General features: G+C 61.2%; 15 protein-coding genes and 1 pseudogene. 4 read left to right on the plus strand and 12 right to left on the minus strand.

Going from position 1 to position 19,558, the window contains the following annotated elements; genetic code table 11:
* Positions 1-101: 101 nt before the first annotated feature.
* The 5 genes and pseudogenes from ACN9MU_RS20160 to ACN9MU_RS20180 form a co-directional block, all read right to left on the minus strand.
* Complete coding sequence (locus tag ACN9MU_RS20160; protein WP_426343352.1) at positions 102-815, minus strand: hypothetical protein; 714 nt, start codon at positions 813-815, stop codon at positions 102-104.
* A gap of 155 nt (positions 816-970) precedes the next feature.
* Positions 971-1,558 carry a hypothetical protein gene (locus ACN9MU_RS20165; protein ID WP_426343353.1) on the minus strand — a complete coding sequence of 196 codons (588 nt, stop codon included), beginning with the start codon at positions 1,556-1,558 and terminating at the stop codon, positions 971-973.
* Between the two features lie 21 nt (positions 1,559-1,579).
* Positions 1,580-1,771 (minus strand): hypothetical protein, encoded by a 192-nt coding sequence (locus ACN9MU_RS20170; RefSeq protein WP_426343354.1) that lies wholly within the window; start codon positions 1,769-1,771, stop codon positions 1,580-1,582.
* A gap of 41 nt (positions 1,772-1,812) precedes the next feature.
* Positions 1,813-2,403 carry a hypothetical protein gene (locus ACN9MU_RS20175; protein WP_426343355.1) on the minus strand — a complete coding sequence of 197 codons (591 nt, stop codon included), beginning with the start codon at positions 2,401-2,403 and terminating at the stop codon, positions 1,813-1,815.
* Positions 2,404-2,801: 398 nt separating this feature from the next.
* Positions 2,802-2,969 (minus strand): annotated as a pseudogene (locus ACN9MU_RS20180) (IS3 family transposase); the annotation flags it as partial.
* Positions 2,970-3,013: 44 nt separating this feature from the next.
* On the opposite strand from ACN9MU_RS20180, the gene ACN9MU_RS20185 reads away from it, so the two are divergent.
* Together ACN9MU_RS20185 and ACN9MU_RS20190 are read left to right on the plus strand one after the other, a co-directional pair.
* Positions 3,014-5,764 carry an AAA family ATPase gene (locus ACN9MU_RS20185; RefSeq protein WP_426343356.1) on the plus strand — a complete coding sequence of 917 codons (2,751 nt, stop codon included), beginning with the start codon at positions 3,014-3,016 and terminating at the stop codon, positions 5,762-5,764.
* A gap of 48 nt (positions 5,765-5,812) precedes the next feature.
* A complete protein-coding gene (locus ACN9MU_RS20190; protein ID WP_426343357.1) occupies positions 5,813-7,000 on the plus strand; it encodes a Shedu immune nuclease family protein in 1,188 nt (395 codons plus the stop codon).
* Between the two features lie 349 nt (positions 7,001-7,349).
* Here the strand turns inward: ACN9MU_RS20190 and ACN9MU_RS20195 are convergent, their stop codons facing one another.
* Positions 7,350-8,279, minus strand: coding sequence for a sensor domain-containing diguanylate cyclase (locus tag ACN9MU_RS20195; protein WP_426318374.1), 930 nt, complete (start codon positions 8,277-8,279; stop codon positions 7,350-7,352).
* 101 nt (positions 8,280-8,380) lie between these two features.
* Here ACN9MU_RS20195 and ACN9MU_RS20200 point away from each other — a divergent pair, with 101 nt between their 5' ends.
* Positions 8,381-9,244 (plus strand): dienelactone hydrolase family protein, encoded by an 864-nt coding sequence (locus ACN9MU_RS20200; RefSeq protein WP_426344897.1) that lies wholly within the window; start codon positions 8,381-8,383, stop codon positions 9,242-9,244.
* On the opposite strand, the gene ACN9MU_RS20205 is transcribed toward ACN9MU_RS20200, so the two are convergent.
* Entirely contained in the window at positions 9,234-11,621 is a 2,388-nt protein-coding gene (locus ACN9MU_RS20205) for a penicillin acylase family protein (protein WP_426343358.1), read from the minus strand. The genes ACN9MU_RS20200 and ACN9MU_RS20205 overlap by 11 nt on opposite strands.
* A gap of 185 nt (positions 11,622-11,806) precedes the next feature.
* Between ACN9MU_RS20205 and ACN9MU_RS20210 the strand changes: the two genes are divergently transcribed.
* A complete protein-coding gene (locus ACN9MU_RS20210) occupies positions 11,807-12,220 on the plus strand; it encodes a hypothetical protein (protein ID WP_426318377.1) in 414 nt (137 codons plus the stop codon).
* A 34-nt stretch (positions 12,221-12,254) separates the two neighbouring features.
* Here ACN9MU_RS20210 and ACN9MU_RS20215 read toward each other — a convergent pair whose 3' ends face one another.
* The 5 genes from ACN9MU_RS20215 to ACN9MU_RS20235 all read right to left on the minus strand — a co-directional run bounded on the left by ACN9MU_RS20215 (position 12,255) and on the right by ACN9MU_RS20235 (position 19,549).
* Positions 12,255-15,506: an EAL domain-containing protein gene (locus tag ACN9MU_RS20215; RefSeq protein ID WP_426343359.1), complete on the minus strand. Its 3,252-nt coding sequence runs from the start codon at positions 15,504-15,506 to the stop codon at positions 12,255-12,257.
* Between the two features lie 19 nt (positions 15,507-15,525).
* Complete coding sequence (locus ACN9MU_RS20220; RefSeq protein WP_426336017.1) at positions 15,526-16,404, minus strand: pyridoxamine 5'-phosphate oxidase family protein; 879 nt, start codon at positions 16,402-16,404, stop codon at positions 15,526-15,528.
* Positions 16,401-17,012, minus strand: a complete 612-nt coding sequence (locus ACN9MU_RS20225) for a glutathione S-transferase family protein (RefSeq protein WP_426343360.1) — start codon at positions 17,010-17,012, stop codon at positions 16,401-16,403. Before ACN9MU_RS20225 ends, ACN9MU_RS20220 begins: the two co-directional genes overlap by 4 nt.
* A 99-nt stretch (positions 17,013-17,111) precedes the next feature.
* Positions 17,112-18,251, minus strand: coding sequence for an esterase-like activity of phytase family protein (locus tag ACN9MU_RS20230; RefSeq protein WP_426162210.1), 1,140 nt, complete (start codon positions 18,249-18,251; stop codon positions 17,112-17,114).
* Complete coding sequence (locus ACN9MU_RS20235) at positions 18,248-19,549, minus strand: DUF3422 family protein (protein WP_426162211.1); 1,302 nt, start codon at positions 19,547-19,549, stop codon at positions 18,248-18,250. Before ACN9MU_RS20235 ends, ACN9MU_RS20230 begins: the two co-directional genes overlap by 4 nt.
* Positions 19,550-19,558: the final 9 nt, after the last annotated feature.

Below are 19,558 nucleotides of genomic sequence, written 5' to 3' on the forward strand. Positions count from 1 at the left end.
AGCGCATGATTTTCCTATGTACTCGCTCTTGCGCTAATAGTTTCATTGAACCTGACCCGTTGGTAGGCCAAGTATCTTTTTCGAAAGCAACCTAGTAGACCTCACGCACTGACATCAAGCGTACGCAGGCCGTTGTTATCTCTTCCCACTGTTGCCTGCGTGGCATGGCATACGGCTTGGAGCAGCAATCGATCCCCACGATCCGCCGTGAACTGCAGCGCCCCCGTCACAACTGATGGCTCTCCGATGCTTGCGCGGGTAACCTCCGGGGTTGGGAGAACTGAACCGGTCCGGCGATTTGTCACGTCTAGCCGCAGAACAATAGTGCCGGGGCTGTTCGGTCCAAAGTTTATTCGCTGGGCTGCTACCGCCGTCTTTACAGCATCGTCGCCGCTGACAGTTGTGTACAACTCCCCGTCGCCTTTGCAATACATGTGTATTGGAGTGTTTGCGATAGCGTATTCCACATAGCCCCGCTGGTCCACTTTTCCAAGAGCTTCGCCTTCATTCACTTCGGCTCTCCACGCATACCTGCCTGGGCCAAGATACAAGAGCGCAGACACTCTCGAATCGCTAACTTCCTTCTGACCGCGGGCACATATCGATGAATATGCTATAGGTTGATAGGTGGAGCCTGACTCATCAAGCGAAATGAGTTGCAGCGATTGACCAATAGTGCCGCGAACATAATGAACATAACTCAATGCCAAAAAAAATACGTAGGTGGGCTCACGCAGTTCAAAAGATGTGCCGACTATTGCTCCCCCTTCAGAACGGATACGCGAATTTGGTAGGTCAAGACGTTGCATGGTCATGAAGAATCCTCCAGCGTTGGAACTGACTGGCATCGCATCCGTTCACCGGTCAGTCAACGATGAACCTCTTACCGATAGGCAGAAAACTGCTCGCGACTAAGATGCGGAGTTCTACAGTATTCAGCAGCAAATTTTCCTTGGTCGTTTTCGCACAACTAGTTCTGCACGTCCGTCTCGTTCTTCGTACTTGGCTGGCCGTAAATCTGATTCAGAACCAGTTCATGAACAGCCTCTAGGCGATGACGCAAGGAGCTGATGAAATCAACATCCATCTGCGCAACCTCCGGGTCGATGCGCTTGTACCGATGCATCACACCATTTCGGGTCGAGCGCGTCTTGACCTTGATGTATGCCTCAGTCCGTAGACCGATCCAGTCAGCGTGAGCATAACCGTTACGGATAGCTGCGGCTTCGGTCAACGCCTTTTCAAGATCAATTAAGTCCTGGGTTGGAAGACGGCTTGCGCCGAAAGCAATGGCCTGTCCGTACAAATGAACGAGAGCCCGCGCCTTGACTTGATACCCCATCTCGGCCAAGAACACATCCAGACGTTCATCCTGATACGCATCGCGGAGCATCATTTCACGTAAGCACTGCGCGATTTGGTCCTCTAACGAGTTGAAGTAGATAACAATCCACCCAATTTCCTCCGCAATCTCTGAAAGATAATTGGACAGTTCTTCCTCCGTGTCAACAGTCTCCGGATGCGTATCGAAATCAGCGTTGAGAATTTCTTTATCCATTGGCGCAGTTTTCCTTGACATCTATTCGGTTGGTGATCGAGCCAGGAGAGGCCGTAGCGTATCGTGCAAAATTCTTGCAATCTGATCTTGCACGTCCTGAGCTGCCTCGAAGAATGCCAGTGGCGCATCTGCATCACCGTTAAGAATGATGTCTTTCATTACTTCGACGATCTCGATCACGCTGTCCAGCCTCTCAGTGATTTCGTTTTCCATAGCTTTCGGGTTGTTAGTTGACTCAATACGTCATTTTGCGTTTAGTTCGCCAGCGCAACTAGCGCATTTACACAAGACGCGATGCTTGCCACGTCAGGCAATGCAGCAAGCATTGCCGTGATAACGGAGCGTTTCGGTTTTGCACCCGAGAACTGTGCTTCGACTGCTTCGACGATACCGGCCGCATCTGCTTTTGCAGATGCGGATAAGCCCGCGGCCTCGATTGCACGGCGGAGCTCCGTGATCAATTGAGCTACGTCTGCAGAATCTTGAACAACATTGGTCGAATTATCGACTGACTGGTGGTTGATTCGAGCATTGTTGCCATGCACGTTATATGTGATTGATTGCACCGCTTTTTGGGCGTCTGGCAAGCCTAACTTTTCGACGACCAACTGATAGCCCGCAGGAATATCGTGGAAGCGTTCGTGAAACCCTGGATCAATTACCTTGAAGGTCTCTTCTCCGCCGTTCGACATCTTCCGAAGCACCAAGTCGGTCGGTTCAATTATTGGCTCAACTCGGTTGATGAAGATTTTGCGGCTTTGCACGCAAGCGGGAATATCGTCAAAGCGACGGCCGTCAGCCTTTAAGATGGAGACGCTGTCCGTCATCAGGTCATCAAAACTCATTGTTAGCTTCCTTATAAACCGTTTACAGGGTATTTTCCGGTGAATTAGGTTGTCGTAGGTCCTGCTGGCACCCACGGCTTCAGCCGGCCAGTAATGGCCCAACGAATGGCGTAGAACAGGGCCATTACACCTATGGGGCCACCGAAAGCGAACACCATGGCCAACAACCTCTCTTCAGCGCTGTTCGTGACTATAGAAACCGCCATGCAGAAGAGGGAGATGCCGACTGCACCCAGGCATGTAAAACGAAATAGAATTTGTTCGAGACGCTTCATCAATTCAACCCTATCGCTGGCAACCGGCCAGTAACGGGCGCCGCGAAGGCGTAATTTCTGTCCTGGCAGGCAGCATGCCCACACTGAGGTGCCCTCTGTTTTTCGTCTTCCAACAGACGACTCTTATGCGGCGTGTTTTCCCTGATTCTGTTCACTGATCCAATGGTTCAAGAACTGGACCGGCGATTTATATCCGAGGGTCGAATGCTGCCGTTTGCGATTGTAAAACACTTCGATGTACTCGAAGCTGGCCGCCTTCAGCGCGGAACGGCTGCGCAAGCCGTTTCGAGCCTTATAAATCAACTATTTGAGATGCCTTCGCGTTGCGCTCGGTGATGCCAGCACATCTGCAACCAAAACTGGACTTGGTTGCAACTTGCCATGGATTCTTTCCGTTAACAGACGTTGCACGTGGCCTCCACCATAACTTACTATTGGTTTTCTTGGTAGATAAACGCACAATACACGCCGCCATGTCCATTCTTCAAGAAATCCAGAAATGGTCCACCGACCAGCCCCTATGGCAGCAAGACGCTATTGCCCGCATTTATAGTCAATCCGAGCTGTCAGGCCTGGACCTCGACGACTTGTATGCATTCCTTAAAGCCGAGCACGGCATTCCAGATCCTGCCGGGCGAACGCCCGGCAGACTCGCTGCGGACCAGATTGCCGGCGCCTTGCCGAAGGGCCAACTCGTACAGTTGGAATCAATCAAAAATCTCCAGTTTGTCAACGCGCTGGCCCCACAGCAACGCCTCCCCATCGCCAAGACCGGACTGAGCGTGATCTATGGAGAGAACGGCGCAGGCAAGTCCGGCTATTCCCGTGTATTGAAGAAAGCCTGCCGCGCGCGCGATCAGAGTGAGCCGATCCATCCCGACGCCCGCTTGGCACCGGGCCAGGTTGGCGTCCCGCAGGCCAGCTTCGACCTCCTGATCGACAATCAGCCAGTGGAGGTCACGTGGCTCGCGGATCAGCCGGCGCCAGAGCCTCTGTCCGCGCTGGCTATCTTTGACTCACACTGCGCTCGGGCGTATGTGGACAACAAGGGCGACTTCGCTTACATCCCCTACGGCCTGGACATCCTCGAAAAGCTGGTGGGCGTGTGCGCCAAGCTCAAGACGAAGGCAAGCAATGAGGCCAACGCCCTGCGACCACAGCTCGATGTATTCGCCGCACTGGGCCAAACGCCCACAAAAGCTGGAGCGCTGGCGCGGGGGCTGTCCGCTAAAACCAAGCCAGCGGACGTCGAAGCCCTCGCCTATCTGACAGATGGAGACCAAGAGCGCCTTGCTCTGCTGAACAAGGCACTGTCCGAGCGCGACCCCAAGCAGAAGGCGCAAGATCTCAAGGCGAAGGCGATTCGACACACTGAGCTTGCCCAACGCATGGCGACGTCGGCCGCGCACCTGTCAGAAGGCAAGCTAGCCGTGCTTCGCGATCTGATCGGCAACTCCATCGCGGCTAAGGAAGCCGCCGAACTGGCAGGCAAGGGGTTCAAAGAAACGCCTGGCTTGCTGCCCTGCACTGGCGGCGAGTCATGGAAGGCGCTGTTCGAGGCCGCTCGGCAATTTTCGGTGGAATCCCATCCTGACAAGGAGTTCCCCCATCTGGGTTCCGAATCGGAATGCCCGCTTTGCCAAAACAAATTGAAGCAGGAAGGCGCCGACCGCTTGGCGCTGTTCGAGACATTCGTTCAGCAGGAGGCCGAAAAGCGAGAAAAAGCCGCGCGCGCCGTCGCCGTTAAGGCCTTCACCGAACTGCGCGACGCGTCAATGACCCTGGCGCTTGAAGGCGCATTGACGGCGGAGCTGGAAGCGAACGAGCCTGCATTGCTAGCAATGTGCAAAGCTTATCAAAAGTCCCTCTCCTTGCGCCAAGCCGCGGTCGTCAAAGCCTGCTCGCCAGGCGAGCACTGGAACGCCATTCCCGCGCTGACCGAAGATCCGCAAGCGCGGCTGAACGAAATCGCGGTCAAACTGATGGCCGAGGCCAAAGCCTTGGAAGACTCCGCCGACGACCAAGCCAAAGCGTTGATGGTGGCGGAACGCGCAGAGCTGGATGCCCGATTCAAGCTGTTCGACTTGAAAGCGGTGGCGCTGGACACGATTGAAAAGCTGGTCCTCGTCGGCAAGCTGGAAACCTGCGCGAACAAGGCGGGCTCCACCACGGCCATTTCCAAGCAATCCACTATTCTTTCCAATTCGATCGCCACGCAAGAAGTGGTCGCGGCGCTCAACGAGGAGCTCAAGGCGCTGAATGTCCATGAGCTTAAAGCCGTGATGAAGGCGGAGACCTCGAAGGGCAAAACGCAATACAAGCTCGTGTTGGAGATGCCAGGGAACATGGCGGCCAAAGACATCCTCAGCGAGGGCGAACAACGCGCCATTGCGATCGGCGCCTTTTTGGCAGAGGTGAACCTGGGCGGCGGGCTGGGTGGCATCGTCTTTGACGATCCGGTGTCCTCCCTCGATCATCGCCGCCGTTGGCATGTCGCCAAGCGCTTGGCGCAGGAAGCTCTCAAACGCCAAGTGATCGTGTTCACGCATGACATCTATTTCCTCTGCATCCTGCAGCAATGCGCGGAGGCCGCGAGGCTCGATCTCGACCCGCAATGCATTCGCAAAGCGCCAAGCGGCTTCGGCGTGCAATCGGACCGCGTTCCTTTTGACGCCATGCCGACGTCCAAGCGCGTCGGAGCTCTGCGTGTGATGCAAACGAAGGCATCGACGGCTAAAAAGGCTGGAGACGAAGAGGAGCGAATCCGATTGACCCGCGACGCCTACTACAACCTCCGCCTGGCTTGGGAGCGGGCCGTCGAAGAGGTCCTACTGTTTGGCGTCGTGACCCGCTTTGAAGAAGGCGTATCGACCCAAAGGCTTCACTCTGTGATCGTGGAAGACGCTGATTACAGCGTGATCGAGGCGGGTATGACAAAGTGCTCTAAATTCGCGCATGATCCCGCCTTGGTAGCCCAGCTCCCCACGCCGGAGCCGGATGAGCTGGAGGCCGACATTCAGGACTTGGAGACCTGGCGCGTTGCCGTGGAGGCAAGGCGGAAAGACATACGAGACCGCCGCAAGTGATCTCGGCTATGCCGATCTAAAAACTGTATGGCTAGGGGATGCCTTTCCATGGACGACGCGGAGTTTGACCTAAATAAACTGCCGAACAAGACTTACATAAGCAGTCCTATGCCGAACTTTGGCGAGGCGCTGAGAAAAGTGCGCATCGCCAGCAAGGCGTTCGGGCCGACGGACGAGCCGAGCTTCGCCACGGTCAAAGGCGAGCTCGTCATCCGGCAGAAGAAGGACGCGAAACGCGTCATCAAGGCCACGTTCTTCGAGGATGATCGCCAGGTCAGCGTGCTGAACCTGCAAACCTACACGGTCGAGACTGGGGTCGCTCACAAAACCAGTTTTGCCCTCATCGGTCAGGAGATCGCGAATTTCCTTGAGTTCACCAAGCACATCCAAGAGCACATCTTCAAGCACGACCATCCTGTCAACATCACCGACGAGGAGCTTCGGCGCTATATCTTATCCGAGAAGCAGGCGACTCAATTCATGTCGGACAATCCCGAGGTGCTTGCGGAAGTGCTGCGCACAAGGATCACCAAAGAAGACATCGTCGCGGTCGCGTATCGACGTGAGCAACTGGTGACATACGGCCGCTTGTTGAACGAGTCAGGATATTTTGCCCGTGCGGAGGCGGCCAAGGGCCGCGCGGGCGAAGCGTTGTGGCAGAAATTCTTCGAGAAGAACACCTGGTTTTTTGGATACGGCTTAGGGTATCTCTTTCTCTCCTCGCTGGACGACCGCAAGCTTGAAACAATGGTGCAAGGCCACTCGATCGTGTCGCACGGTAAACGGGCCGACGCTTTGATGAAAACACGCGGCTTGATTTCGAGCCTCTGCTTTGTGGAGATCAAAATCCACACCACCAAGCTCCTCGCCCCCAAACCATACAGAGCTGGATGTTGGGCGCCATCGGCGGAGCTGGTTGGCGCGGTGGCGCAAGTTCAAGGCACGGTCCAAGGCGCCATCAGCCAGATCGGCGCCAAGTTCATCGGGAAGGACGAATCCGGAGCGCCGACGGGCGAGCAAGCCTTTAATGTGCAGCCAAGGTCATTCCTGGTGATTGGAAGCTTGAGCGAATTCATGGGAGAGCACGGTATCAACGAAGAGCAATATCGCTCCTTTGAGCTGTATCGTCGTAACACCGCCTGGCCGGAAATCATAACCTTCGATGAGCTATACGAACGGGCCAGTCATATTATTAATCACAATACGAGCCAAGCGCTGACACCGTCTAGATCTTAGCGCGGACCGCCTTCATTTAAAGTGTGTGATTCAGATTGCAGCGGAGGGACTGCCCAAAAGTGGTGAAGTCATCTCGCCGACGTGAGATGGCGCGACATTACGACGAGGCAGGGCCCATAACAGCAAAGAGCAAAAACGCCGCACTTGATCTCATTCCTACCGCACTTCGGGCACACATTTTCCTCGGAAAATTGCGCAGTCGCTGCCTTTGCAACGGCATTGCAACCCATTGCTCAGTAATAGAACCAATGGGTTGGGGACAATCAGAACAGTTGCCGAGGCGAAAGGATAATAAGGAAGCTGGGGCGCGAGCAACACGCTTCGTCTGAAGGCAAGCGACTAGGTTTGGCTAATTCAGAACTTTGCGTGACCGTTTTGCACGGTACATCTCAGCATCGGCTATTGCGAGAGCCTCCTCCAGGTCGATGCCGGGTTTGCGCATCGCCATGCCGATTGACGCGCGCACGTCGTAGCCGGCGAGCGTTTCCTGCACCCGTAGCAACATGGCCTGGGCATCGAAGTAATCGCATTCAACCATCAGCATCGCGAACTCATCGCCACCCATCCGTGCCACCACGTCGGAACCGCGCGTCACTTCTTTTAATGCCTTACTGCAACGAATCAACAGCGCATCGCCGGAAGCGTAGCCCTGCGTATCGTTATAGAACTTAAGGTCGTCCAGGTCGATCGAGACCACGCAGGCCGGGTGGCCATAGCGGCGGCAGCGCTCTTCTTCGCGCACCATCAGCATGTCCCAACCGCGGCGGTTGTACAGGCCGGTCAGTTCGTCGCGCGTGATGTCGACATCCATGCGTTCAGCCTTGCGCACGTTTTCAGCGTTGGCCAGTTCGGCTTCCAGCAAGCCGCCCAGCAGTTCGCCCATCAGCACGACCATGTCCTTGTCTTCGCGGATGCGTTCCGGTTGCGGCTCTGGATCGATGGCGCATAGGGTGCCGAACAGGGTGCCGTCGGCGCGCCGCAGCGGGACGCCGACGTAGGCGCCCACCGTGATCTTGTCGGTAATCGGTGCTTGCGCATAGGCCGGTTCGCTCGTCACGTCGGGCGCGATGTGCGGACCCTGTCCTTCGACCATGCGCGAGCACAAGGTTTCGGCCCAACTGTAGACCTGGCCGGCCTTCACGCCATAGCCATGGTCATCGGCAAACAGCACGATCCAATCTTTCCCGTCGGTACGAGTGACCATCCACAATTTGAAGCCCAGGCGCTGCCGAAGGAACTGCATGGTGGCCTTGGAAGCGGCCGCAAAATCGTTCATCATTGCTTGCCTCATCAATAGCTGGTTCCGGCTCGGAGTCGAAATGTCATTATGCACCGGTCGGAGTAGACTTGACAGCGCTAATTTACCTGGAGACCGCCACGATGACACGCCTGACCGCCAAAGACTTTGACCCCGAAGTACTGAAGCTGTTCGACAAATACGTTCATGGCCAGTTGAGCCGCCGTGAGTTCATTGCCGCTGCCGGCGCTGGCCTGCTGGCATCCCTGTCGCCGAGTTTTGCCGCCCCGCTGGTGCCGGCCGACGACAAGCGCCTCAAGGCCGGCTATGTGGAGCATCCTTCGCCGCAGGGCTACGGCAAGCTGCGCGGCTACCTGGTGCAGCCGGCCGCTTCCAAGGCCAAGCTGCCTGCCGTGCTGGTTGTGCACGAGAACCGCGGCCTGAACCCGCATATCGAGGACATCACGCGCCGCCTGGCGCTCGACGGCTTCCTGGCCTTTGCGCCGGACGCCCTGTTCCCGCTGGGCGGCTATCCCGGCGACGAAGACAAGGCGCGCGAACTGTTCGCGAAGCTGGACCAGGCCAAGACCCGCGCCGACTTCCTCGCTGCCGTGCAGGTCTTGAAGTCGCATCCGGCGGCAAATGGCAAGGTCGGCGTGGTGGGCTTCTGCTACGGCGGCGGCATGGCCAATTACCTCGCCACCATGGTGCCGGACCTGGCGGCAGCCGTCCCGTTCTACGGCGCCCAGCCGCCGGCCGCCGATGTGCCGAAGATCAAGGCGCCCTTGCTGGTCCACGATGCCGGCAACGATGCGCGCATCCTGGCCGGCTGGCCGGGCTACGAAGCTGCGCTGAAGGCCGCCGGCGCCCGCTACGAGCACTTCGTCTACCCTGGCGTCGAGCATGGCTTCAACAACGACACCACGCCGCGCTACGATGAAGCGGCCGCCAAGCTGGCCTGGCGGCGCACGGTGGACTTCCTGCGGCAGAACGTCGCTACTTCGTAAACGCCAGCGTGTGGGCCGCAGGCCCCGGCAGCAGCGGCGTGGCCTTGCCGGCCACCCAGTCGGCATGCCCGGCCAGGAAGAACGGCGACAAAGGATGGCCGCTCTGGCCGCCCGGCATATTGAACAGGCCCTGCTCCTCGTGTCCTGGCGAGACCGTCATGCGCTCGGACTGGCCGAAAGCGGGACCCGCCACGCGCGGCATATTGCTGTCGCCCGGCAGCTGGTCGGGCGGCACGCTGAGCCACTTCTTCAGCATCGGTACCGCGCCTGCAATCGGATGCGCAATCGTGGCCGTATTGCGCGCGCCCCAGGTGGCCGAAGCCAGCGGCTTGCCGCCGGAGGTCAGGTGCGCGATGGCGCGGTCCAGCGCCGCCAGCTGCAGGGCCTTCCAGTCGGCATGACCTTGCGGCAGCCAGCCGCCGGGCTGTTCATCCAGCAAGCGTCCGATGACCACCGGCCAGCGGCTGGAGGCGGCGCGCATATTGGCATCCTTGTTCAATTTGGCCAGCTCGATGTTGGCGCCGCCATACAGCAGTTCGTAGAGCGACCACATGAAGGCTCGGCTGGCGCGGTAAGCCACCGAATCGACGCTGGCGTGCCCATTCCAGTTGTCCTTCAACAGGCGCGCCAGCTCGGCGCGCTGCGGCTTGCCCTTCACCGCTTCCGCATCCAGCACCGCCAGCGCGCGGTCGCGCCATTGGGAAATGAACAGTGCGCGATCGTCCAGCATCACGCCGTAGACGCCCTTCTCGTCAATCTTGTCGCCCAGGGCTGCCAGCGCGTCGCGCGCCTGCCTGGCGCGGGCGCCCATGTCGAAGCCGCCGTCGCCCAGCTTGATCGAGTCGGCGCCCAGCAACTGGCGGCTGTTCGCCGTCACCAGCTGGCCGCCGGGCGGATTGCGCACCGACGGATACGCCGCCGCCGGCAGCAAGCCTTGCCAGCCGCGCGTGCTGCCGTTGGCCGACAGCGGATAGCTGGCGTCGACCGGCGTAGCGGGCCGCTGCGGCAGCGGGCCGACGATGGTCCAGCCGATATTGCCGTCGCTGTCGCCTGCCACCAGGTTCTGCGCCGGCATGCCGACTTTCGGCGCCAGCGCCAGCGCTTCGGCCACACTGTCCACTTCCTCCATATGGCGGATCGCCAGGTTGACAGCCTTCACGTCGTGCGCCACCCAGTGCACGGCATACTCGCGGCCGCCGCTCTGCATGACGGGGCCCAGCGAAGTCTCGCGCACCTTGAGGGTGACGGCCGGCTGGCCTTTGACCAGGATGGTCTCGGCATGCTCCGTCGGCGTTTCCCAACCGCCGGGCAGCTTCGCTTGGCCGGGCCGGTCCTTGGCCGACCCCACTTCCACCAGGTCCACATAATCGCCATAGCTGTTGGTGAAGCCCCAGGCCACATTGCCATTGCTGCCCGCCACTACGGCCGGCACGCCCGGAATGCTGACGCCGACAATGCGGCGCGTGCTGCCGTGCTGGCCCGGCACGTGCAGCAACAGGCGGTACCAGGTGTTGGCCAGCTTGATCCCCAAGTGCATGTCGTCGGACACGATGGCGCCGCCATTGGCGCTGCGCTTGCCCGACACCGCCCAGTTATTGCTGCCGACGCCGTCGACGAATGCAGCGGCGGCCAAGGTGGCCGGCTCGCTGGCCACGCCCTTGCCCCACCAGTCCGGCGCGCGGGCCGGGATCGGCGCATCCGGTGGCGGCGGGCTGGCGGCGTCCAGCGGTGCATCCCACTGCGTGCTGGCCGGCAGCAGGAAGGCCAGTTGCTCGGCGCTGGCATGCTCTTTCAGCCAGCCGCGTGCGAACTCGCGGCCGATGCCTGTCACTTGCAGGTCGATATACATGGCCCAGGCCACCAGGAAGGAATCTTCCGGCGCCCAGGCACGCGGGCCGACGCCGACCAGGCCATATTCAAAGGGACGATTGCCAAGCGCATTCAGGCCATCGTTCACGCCTGCGGTATAGCGCTCCAGCAGCTGGCGGTCCGCCGCCGGCATGAGTTCGATCGCTTGCGCGGCGCGGGCACGGAATCGGTGCAGGCGGTTGATACGGTCGGTCTCCAGGGCCTTCTCGCCAAACAGTTCGGACAGCTCGCCGGCCGGCATGCGGCGCAGCAGGTCCATCTGGAAGAAGCGGTCCTGCGCATGCACGAAGCCGGTGGCATAGGCCACGTCGTTCCGGTCACCGCCGGAGATGGAAGGAACGCCCCTTGCGTCGCGGGTCACTGTGACGTTGCCGCTTAGTCCCGTTGCGGAACGCCGGCCATCGAGCTGGGCCAGGCTGCCGCGCAGGAAGAACCATAGTCCCAGTACGACCACCAGCAGCAGCGCCAATATTGCGAGGACAAGACGTTTCAGCCATAACTTCGCCATCGGCAACCCCATTGTTATTCTGTTGCCTTAAATCTTGCCAGAATTCCAAACGAAACGGAGCAAAAAAGTGCGGTGGGAGGGTGCTTCGTGCACGACTGGGAACTTTTCTGAGCTAGCCCTGTCCAAGCTCAAACATCTGCGCGGCAGTTTGCTACAGAGTTGGGGCATCTGTGCGGAGGTATTATATGACTGACTATGAGGCGAGAATCACGAAACTCGAAGCTGGGATGGAAACCGTTCGCGAAAGCAATGCAAACCTGTTGAGGGCTCTGGAACTGCTGCAAAGTGAGCACGTAGCACTGCGCAATCAAATTGAGCTGGGATTCGAAAAGCAACATGACCGCCTCAATGAAATGCGGGACAGAATCGACGCATTGCGAGACAGAATCGACGCATTGCGAGATGGCTTCGGACAGCAATTGGCCGAACAACGGATCTGGTCCGAGAAGAATTTTTCCGAGATAAGATCTGGCATTGAACGCGGCTTCGCCGAGAGCCGAGCCGAAGCCAGAGCCAGCACGCGCTGGCGAATCGGAACCACCATCGCCGTCATCCTCACGCTCGCGGGCCTCGCCGCCAAAGCGTTTGGCGCCTATTGAAAGACGGGAAACGTTCGCACCTCTGGCAGGGGAGCTAAGTCCCGGTCGGGGCATGGCCATCGCCGCCGTGCATCAGCGCGTGGTAGCGGAATGCTTCGCGGATATTGTCGCGCAAGGCCTGGTCATCCCAGGGCTTGGTGTAGAAGCGGTAGATCTCGCCGCGGTTGATGGCGCCCAGCACCGATTCCAGTTCGGCATAGCCGGACAGGATGATGCGCACCGTACCCGGGTAGAGCTTGCGCACCCGGCTCAGGAATTCGGTGCCGTTCATGTCCGGCATGCGCTGGTCGCTGACCACCACCTGGACCTCGTGTGTCGCCAGCATGGAAAACGCTTCCTGCGCATTATGCGCTGCCAGGATCTGGTAGCCGTCGCGGCGCAAGAGGCGCATCAGGGACGACAATACGTTCGGTTCATCATCGAGCAGCAGCAAAGTGCCCTTGCGCTGTTCCGCCGGGCGCAGCGCCGGCTGGCGCGATTGCTCCTGCTTCAGCAAGGCGGCAAAGGCTTCCGGCATGATCGGCTGGCTGAGGTGGAAGCCCTGGGCTTCGTCGCAGTTATAGCGTTGCAGGTAGGCCAGTTGCCCTTCCGTCTCCACCCCTTCGGCAATGATGCGGAAGTCCAGGCTGTGGCCCAGCGAAATGACCGAGCGTACGATGGCCGCCACCGTGGGGTCGCCCAGCATGTCGCGCACGAAGGACTGGTCGATCTTCAGGTAATCGATGGGGAACAGCTTGAGGTAAGCCAGGCTGGAATAGCCGGTGCCGAAATCGTCGATCGATATGCCGACGCCGACTTTCTTCAGGCGCTGCACCGTCACCACCGCCTCGTCCGCGTTTTGCATCATCATGCTCTCGGTCAGCTCCAGCTCGAGGTATTGCGCCTGCAGGCCGGTACTGCGCAAGGCTTCCACCACTTCGTCGGCCAGGTTCTTGTCGCGGAACTGGCGCGCCGAGACATTCACCGCCACCCGCAGCGGCCGCAGGCCGGCATCCTGCCAGGCCTTGTTCTGGGCACAGGCCGTATGGATCACCCAGCGTCCCAGCGCCACGATCAGGCCCGTCTCTTCCGCCACGCCGATGAAGCGGCCCGGCGGAACCAGCCCCAGGGTCGGATGACGCCAGCGCAGCAGCGCCTCGACGCCGGAGATCTCGCCGCTGGCCACGTTCATCTTCGGCTGGTAGACCAGGAACATCTCGCCGCGCGCCAAGGCGCCGCGCAATTCGTTTTCGATGGCGGCCCGTTCCACGATGCGCGCGTGCATGGCCGGCTCATAGAACTGAACCTGGTTGCGGCCGCTTTCCTTGGCGCGGTACATGGCGATGTCGGCATAGCGCATCAGCAGCTGCGGATCGGTGCTGTCGCCCGGGTAGAGCGAGACCCCCATGCTGCAGGTCACCGTACGCTCCTGTCCTGCCAGCTGCATTGGTGCCGAAATGCTGTCGAGGATCTTGCGCAGCATGGCTTGCGACGGCGTCGCCTCATGCCCGTCCAGCAGCACCAGCACGAACTCGTCGCCACCCATGCGCGCCACCGTGTCGGTGTCGCGCACGCAGCCGCGCAGGCGGGCCGCCACGGTGCGCAGCAATTCATCGCCGGCATCGTGGCCCAGGTTGTCGTTGACCAGCTTGAAGTTATCCAGGTCGAGGAAAGCCACCCACACCGTATGGCCATAGCGCTGCGCATAGCTGATCGCCTGCGCCAGCCGGTCGCCGCACAGGTTGCGGTTGGGCAGGCCGGTCAGCGCGTCGTGGCTGGCCTGGTGCTCGAGCTGCGCCTGGTAGTCCATGGTCGAGGTCATGTCGGTCAGCACGCAGACGCGGTGCGTGTGCTGGCCTTCGCTGCCGCCGACCGGCGCCACGTGCAACTGGGCCCACCAGCTGCGGCCGTCCCGATGGCGTCCGCGCAGCATGAGCTGGACGTCGCTTTGTCCTTGCACGGCTTCGTGCAAGGCCGTGCGGGCAGCGGCATCGTCGTCGCTGGCCAGCAGCTCTTCCAGGCTACGACCGGCCAGTTCGCCGGCTGCGTGGCCGGTCAGCTCGGCCAGCGCCCGGTTGGCATAGTTGATGGTGTCGCTGCCGTCGTCGATGGCCGTGATAGCAATAGCGTTGACGCTCGATTCCAGCGCGCGGTTATGTAGCTGCAGCATCAGCTCGACCTGCTTGCGCTCGGACACGTCCTCGATGGTGCCAAGCAGGCCGATGGTGCGGCCGGCCTGGTCGTGCAGCGGCAGCTTGTTGATCAGGAACCAGTGCACGCTGCCGTCGGCGAACAGCAGGTGGTCTTCACGATTCAGCTGCGGCACGCCGCTGTGGATGATCTTCGCGTCGTCGGCGCGGATGCGCTCCGCGTTGTGCGACCAGGGGAAGTCGAAATCGCTCTTGCCAACCACCTCCTCCTGCGAGGACAGGCCGGCCGCGCGCAGGAACACGTCGTTGCAGCCGCGGTACCGCAAGTCCATGTCCTTCCAGAAGATCTGGTGCGGAATGTGGTCAACCACCAGCTGCGTCATCTCCTGCGATTCGTGCAGGGCTTTCTCGATGCGCAGGCGCCGCGTCACGTCGTGGGCGAAGACGAAGCGCGCCTTGTGGCCAGCCATCAGCAAGGGATGCGAGGAAATCTCCACCTGGATCAGGCGGCCGTCCTTGCAGCGGTGGGTCCAGGCGCCGGATTGCTGCGCCGCCGCCCGCGGCGAGGTTTCCAGGTCGTTGTGCAGGCGCGCCAGTTCGTGATCGGGACGAATATCCTCGATCGTCATCTCGAGGAATTCTTCTTCGCTGTAGCCGTAGATTGACACAGCCGCGCGGTTGACCACCAGGAAGCGCAGCGTGCTGACGTCGTACACCCACATCGGGTGCGGGTGGTGGTCGAACAGACGCTTGAAGCGCAGCCGCGAGCCATAGGAGTCGGCCTCGGGCAGCGGCGTGACGAGGCAGCGGAAGCATTCGGGCTGGGCGCCGTGGCCTGCGTAGTATTCCAGCGCCAGCGAGACCGGCGTGCCGTCGCCGTCTTTCTCGCACAGGGCCAGTTCGCCGCGCCAGACGCCGCGCAGCTTGGCCTCGGGGATGGCGTCGTCGCGCAGTTCGGCGGCGGCCCAGCTCCGGAACAGGCCGAACGCCTTCTCTCCGGCGCCGAGTTCCTCCGCCAACCGTCGCGCATGGGCGTTTGCGGCAAGCAAAGTGCCATCGGCATCCATCATGAAAGCCAAGTTGGGGCTGTGCTCATACACCGCAGTGAATGCATCCAGCCTGGTCCTTCCCGGCGAAGCGAGGGAAACCCTATCCATGCAATCGATGGTAGCAGAACTATTTTGCTAGCAGCGCCCATCTGAGCGGCAATGCATCTTCCCGCCACACAATCTGTTGCGGCTGGAATTCCCAGTGCCTTTCCGTTCCGTCCACGACAACGCGCGCGGTTCCGCTCATCTGCAACAAACCGCCGCTTTCAAAGTCCGGGAACACCAGCCCGGCACGGCCATTCAGCAGTATGTTACCGAGAGTCGCAAAGAAGCGGTTCCCTTCATAGTCTGGCACCAGCAAGCTTCCTGTGCTACTGATCTGGACAAACCCGGGCGGACCGCCGCGATGCGAGACGTCGACCCGCATTTCCTCGCCTTCGCCGGAATACGTTCCGACAAAAAAAGTTCCCGAGCGGCCGATCAGGTCGCGCGCCAGCGCATCGAGCTGCGGCAGGCGGCGCGGCGGCAGTCCCGATGGCTCGCCTGGCGCGCGCTCGAAGCGATAATCGCGCTGATGGATGTACTTCGGGCAGTTGCCGAACGATTCGGCGACCGCGATCTCGAACTGTTCGCCACCCAGCGCGCGCAGGCGGCCATTCAGGCGGTTGCGTCGCCGCGTATGCAGTTCGATGCCGAGCATGCCCACTGCAGCACCGTCGCGCAGGCCGGCCTGCGCCGGATCGTCGAGCTGCGCGGGCAGCAGCAACTGCAGATGCTGCGGGTCCGGCGAATGCATGAAACCCTCTTCCCCGGCACGCAGCGTGGCCCACGGCCGACCTTCCGCATCGACATTGCCGAACACGGCGAACGGCAACTGCGCGAAAAAGTCGCGGTGCTGGTCCGGCATGTAGTCGCGGATCACCTTGCGGCCGATCTCGTCCATGCGTTCCACCGCGCCGAGCGTGGCCTGCAGCGCGATTTCGCCGGCATGCCAGGGCCCGTTCATGCTGCCAGCCCGACCGCTGATTTGATGAAGGGCTGGAAGCGTGGCAGGCTTTCGACGCGTGCCAGCCAGGCGCCGACATTGGCGTAGCCCGAGAGGTCGACATTGCCCTCCGGTGCGCGTGCGATATAGCTGTACAGGGCGATGTCGGCGATGGTCGGCCAGCCGGCCGCGATCCATTCCTTGCCGGCCAGGCTGGCCTCGACCAGGGCGAGGATGCGGTGGGCGCGGGCGATGGCGTCGGCCGGATCGACCGGTTTCCTGAACAGGTTGATGATGCGCGCGGTGGCGGGCCCGTTGGCAATTTCGCCGGCGGCGACCGACAGCCAGCGCTGCACGGCAGCCGCGCCGGCCGGGTCTCGCGGCAGCCAGCTGGCATCGCCATAGCGCGTGGCGAGGTAGACCAGGATGGCGTTGGAGTCGGCGATCACCACGCCGTCGTCTTCCAGTACCGGCACCTGGCCGAAGGGATTGAGCTTGAGGAAGGCTTCGGTTTTCTGCTCGGCCTTCAGCAGGTCGACTTCGACCAGCTCAAAGTCCAGGCCCAGCAGGGAGAGGAACAGGTGGGCACGGTGGGCGTGGCCGGAAATTGGGTGGTAGTACAGCTTCATGGGATCTCCTTTCAAGTAATGATGAGAGTCTGATCCATGTCGGCGATGACGGGAATCACCACCGGCAGCAATTAACCATTCCACCCAGCGGAATAATACTCAGGGCAGCACTTCAAACAGCAGGAACTGGGTAACCTGGCCCTTGCCAAAGTTGTCGTCGCTGGCGAACACCAGGGTGGCGTGGCCGTTCGGCAGGCGCGGGCCAAAGGACATCGCCTCCAGGTTGTAGGCTCGCGGCATGGGCTGCTTGCTGAAATCATGCACCAGGCGTTTGCGCGCCGGCGTGTATTGCGCGCCCGCCAGGCCCGGCAGCGCTTTCACATCGCTGGCGCCGCGCGCATCGGTGGCATACAGGCGGACGTAGTTGATGTATGCGCCGGCGGCATCCTGCACCGTGGCGCGCTCCAGCACCAGCAGTTCGCCATCTGGCAGCGCGAGAATCTCGGAGACGCCGTTTTCGGCTTCCTTGCCCGATCCCGGTGCGGCGGGAATCGCATCCAGCGGATAAGCGAACTGGCGCAGCACCTGTCCATCGCGCTGGAACTGCGTCATGCGCAGCACCGCGCCGTGCTGCGGGGTCGCGATCGGGCCGTCTTCGTACAGCGGCCATTCGATGGAAGCCCACAGGCTGCGGCCATCCGGCGCGAAAGCCAGTCCTTCGAAGGTGGCGTTGTAGCGCGAACCGCGCTCTTCGCCCTGGTGCACCCGGAAGTTTTCCGGCAAGGGCAATTCGGCCAGCAACGCGCCATCGCGCGTGGCATGGCGGATGAAGGGGTCGAGGCCATAGCGGCGGTCGCCTTCGCTGGAATACCACATGCTTCCATCCAGCGGGTCGATGCGGATTGATTCCACGTCAGCGCGCGTGCACGCGGTGGCTGTGGCGGTAAAGTCCTTGCCGTCGGCGTTCAGAAAATAATGCAGGCCGCTGAAGCGCACAGCACGGAACGCACTGGCGTCAAAATCGAGCTCCGCTTCGTAATAGCGCGCGGGGTTGTGGGTGCAGCGGTCATCGCTTTCGACCACCCAGCGGCCGCGCGCCGCATCGTAATCGAGCCCGGAGAAACCGCCCAGCATGGTGTCCTGGAACATGGCTTGGTGTGCAACCCGCTGCTCGCCGATGAAGCGCAGCGCGCCCACCGGCGATGCCGTCGAAGCGGGTGCAAGTCGCGTGGCCGGTGCACAGGCGGCCAAAGCCGCGCCCACCGCCAGCCAGGCGAATCGACGAGCAAGGTGCATCATGCGTGGTGCAGGCGCTTGTGCATGCTGCGCAGGCCGAGCCACATGCCGACCGCCACCACCGGCACCATGATGCCCATCAGCAGCTCGGGATTGACGCCGACACCCAGCACCTTGGCGCCCTTGGCGCTATAGCCGATCAGGCCCACCACATAGTATGAGATCGCCGCCACGGACAGTCCTTCCACGGCCTGCTGCAGGCGCAGCTGCTGCGCCGCGCGCGTATTCATCGACTGCAAGATCTTGCGGTTCTGCGCTTCCTGCACGATGCCGACGCGGGTGCGCAGCAGGTCGTTGCAGTTGGCGATACGGCCGGCCAGCGCCTGCTGGCGCGCGGCGACGGCCTCGCAAGTCTTCATGGCGGGCGCCAGGCGGCGCTCCATGAACTCCTCCACCGTTGGCGTGCCCTCGATACGCAGTTCGCGCAATTCGTCGATGCGCGCATTGACCAGGCCGAAATAAGCCTTGGCCGCGGCGAAGCGGTAGCTGGTGTCGGCCGAGACCTTTTCGATCCGCGCCGCCAGGTGGGTGATGCGATCGAGCAGCGCCTGTTCGGTGGAGCCGTCGTCGACCTTGCCGTCGGCTTCCACCAGGGCGCCGGCCAGGGTGGCCAGCTCGGCCTCCACCTGGTTCAGTTCCGGTGTCGCGTTTTGCGCGACCGGCAGGCCAAGCAGGGCCATCATGCGATAGGTTTCGATTTCAAGGACGCGCTGCACCAGGCGGCCCGACTGCTGTTCGTGCATGCCGGCGTCGCAGATCACGAAGCGGCTGAAGCCATCGGCATGGATGGCGAAGTCGGTCCACATCTCGCCGCCGTTCATCACCTGGCTGCCCGCCAGCGGGGCGCCCTGGAACAGGCGTTGCAGGCTCTCCGCGAAGGCGTGCTGCATGCCGCCCGGCCGCCCAAGCAGCACGTGCGCGGCCACCAGCACCCTGCCCTGCAGCTGCAGCAGCCACTGCTCCGGCAGATGGCGCGAAGGCATGTTGCTGAAGGCCTCTTCCGGCAGCGGCATGCTGGCCACTGTTTCGGCGAAGGTGAAGGTGGCGAATTCGGTGTGCAGCTCCCACTTCAGGCGGAAACGGCCGAAATCATGGGTAAAGTACTTGCCGCCTGCGGCCGGCGCCGCCACGCCGAAGTGTCCGCACAGCCCTGCCAGCAACTCTTGCTGTTCCTCCTCGCCCATGATGGCGAAATGGGACAGCAGGGTCGGCGCATCCAGTTTCAGGAAGGGGCGCGAGTGGATTTCGGCAGCGAGGGGCACGCGCTGCGCGTGGTTCAGGCTGGAAAACACGATACTCATTGGGCTGGG

It is taken from the genome of Pseudoduganella sp. R-32, from assembly GCF_049913245.1.
Classification (GTDB): Bacteria; Pseudomonadota; Gammaproteobacteria; order Burkholderiales; family Burkholderiaceae_D; genus Rugamonas.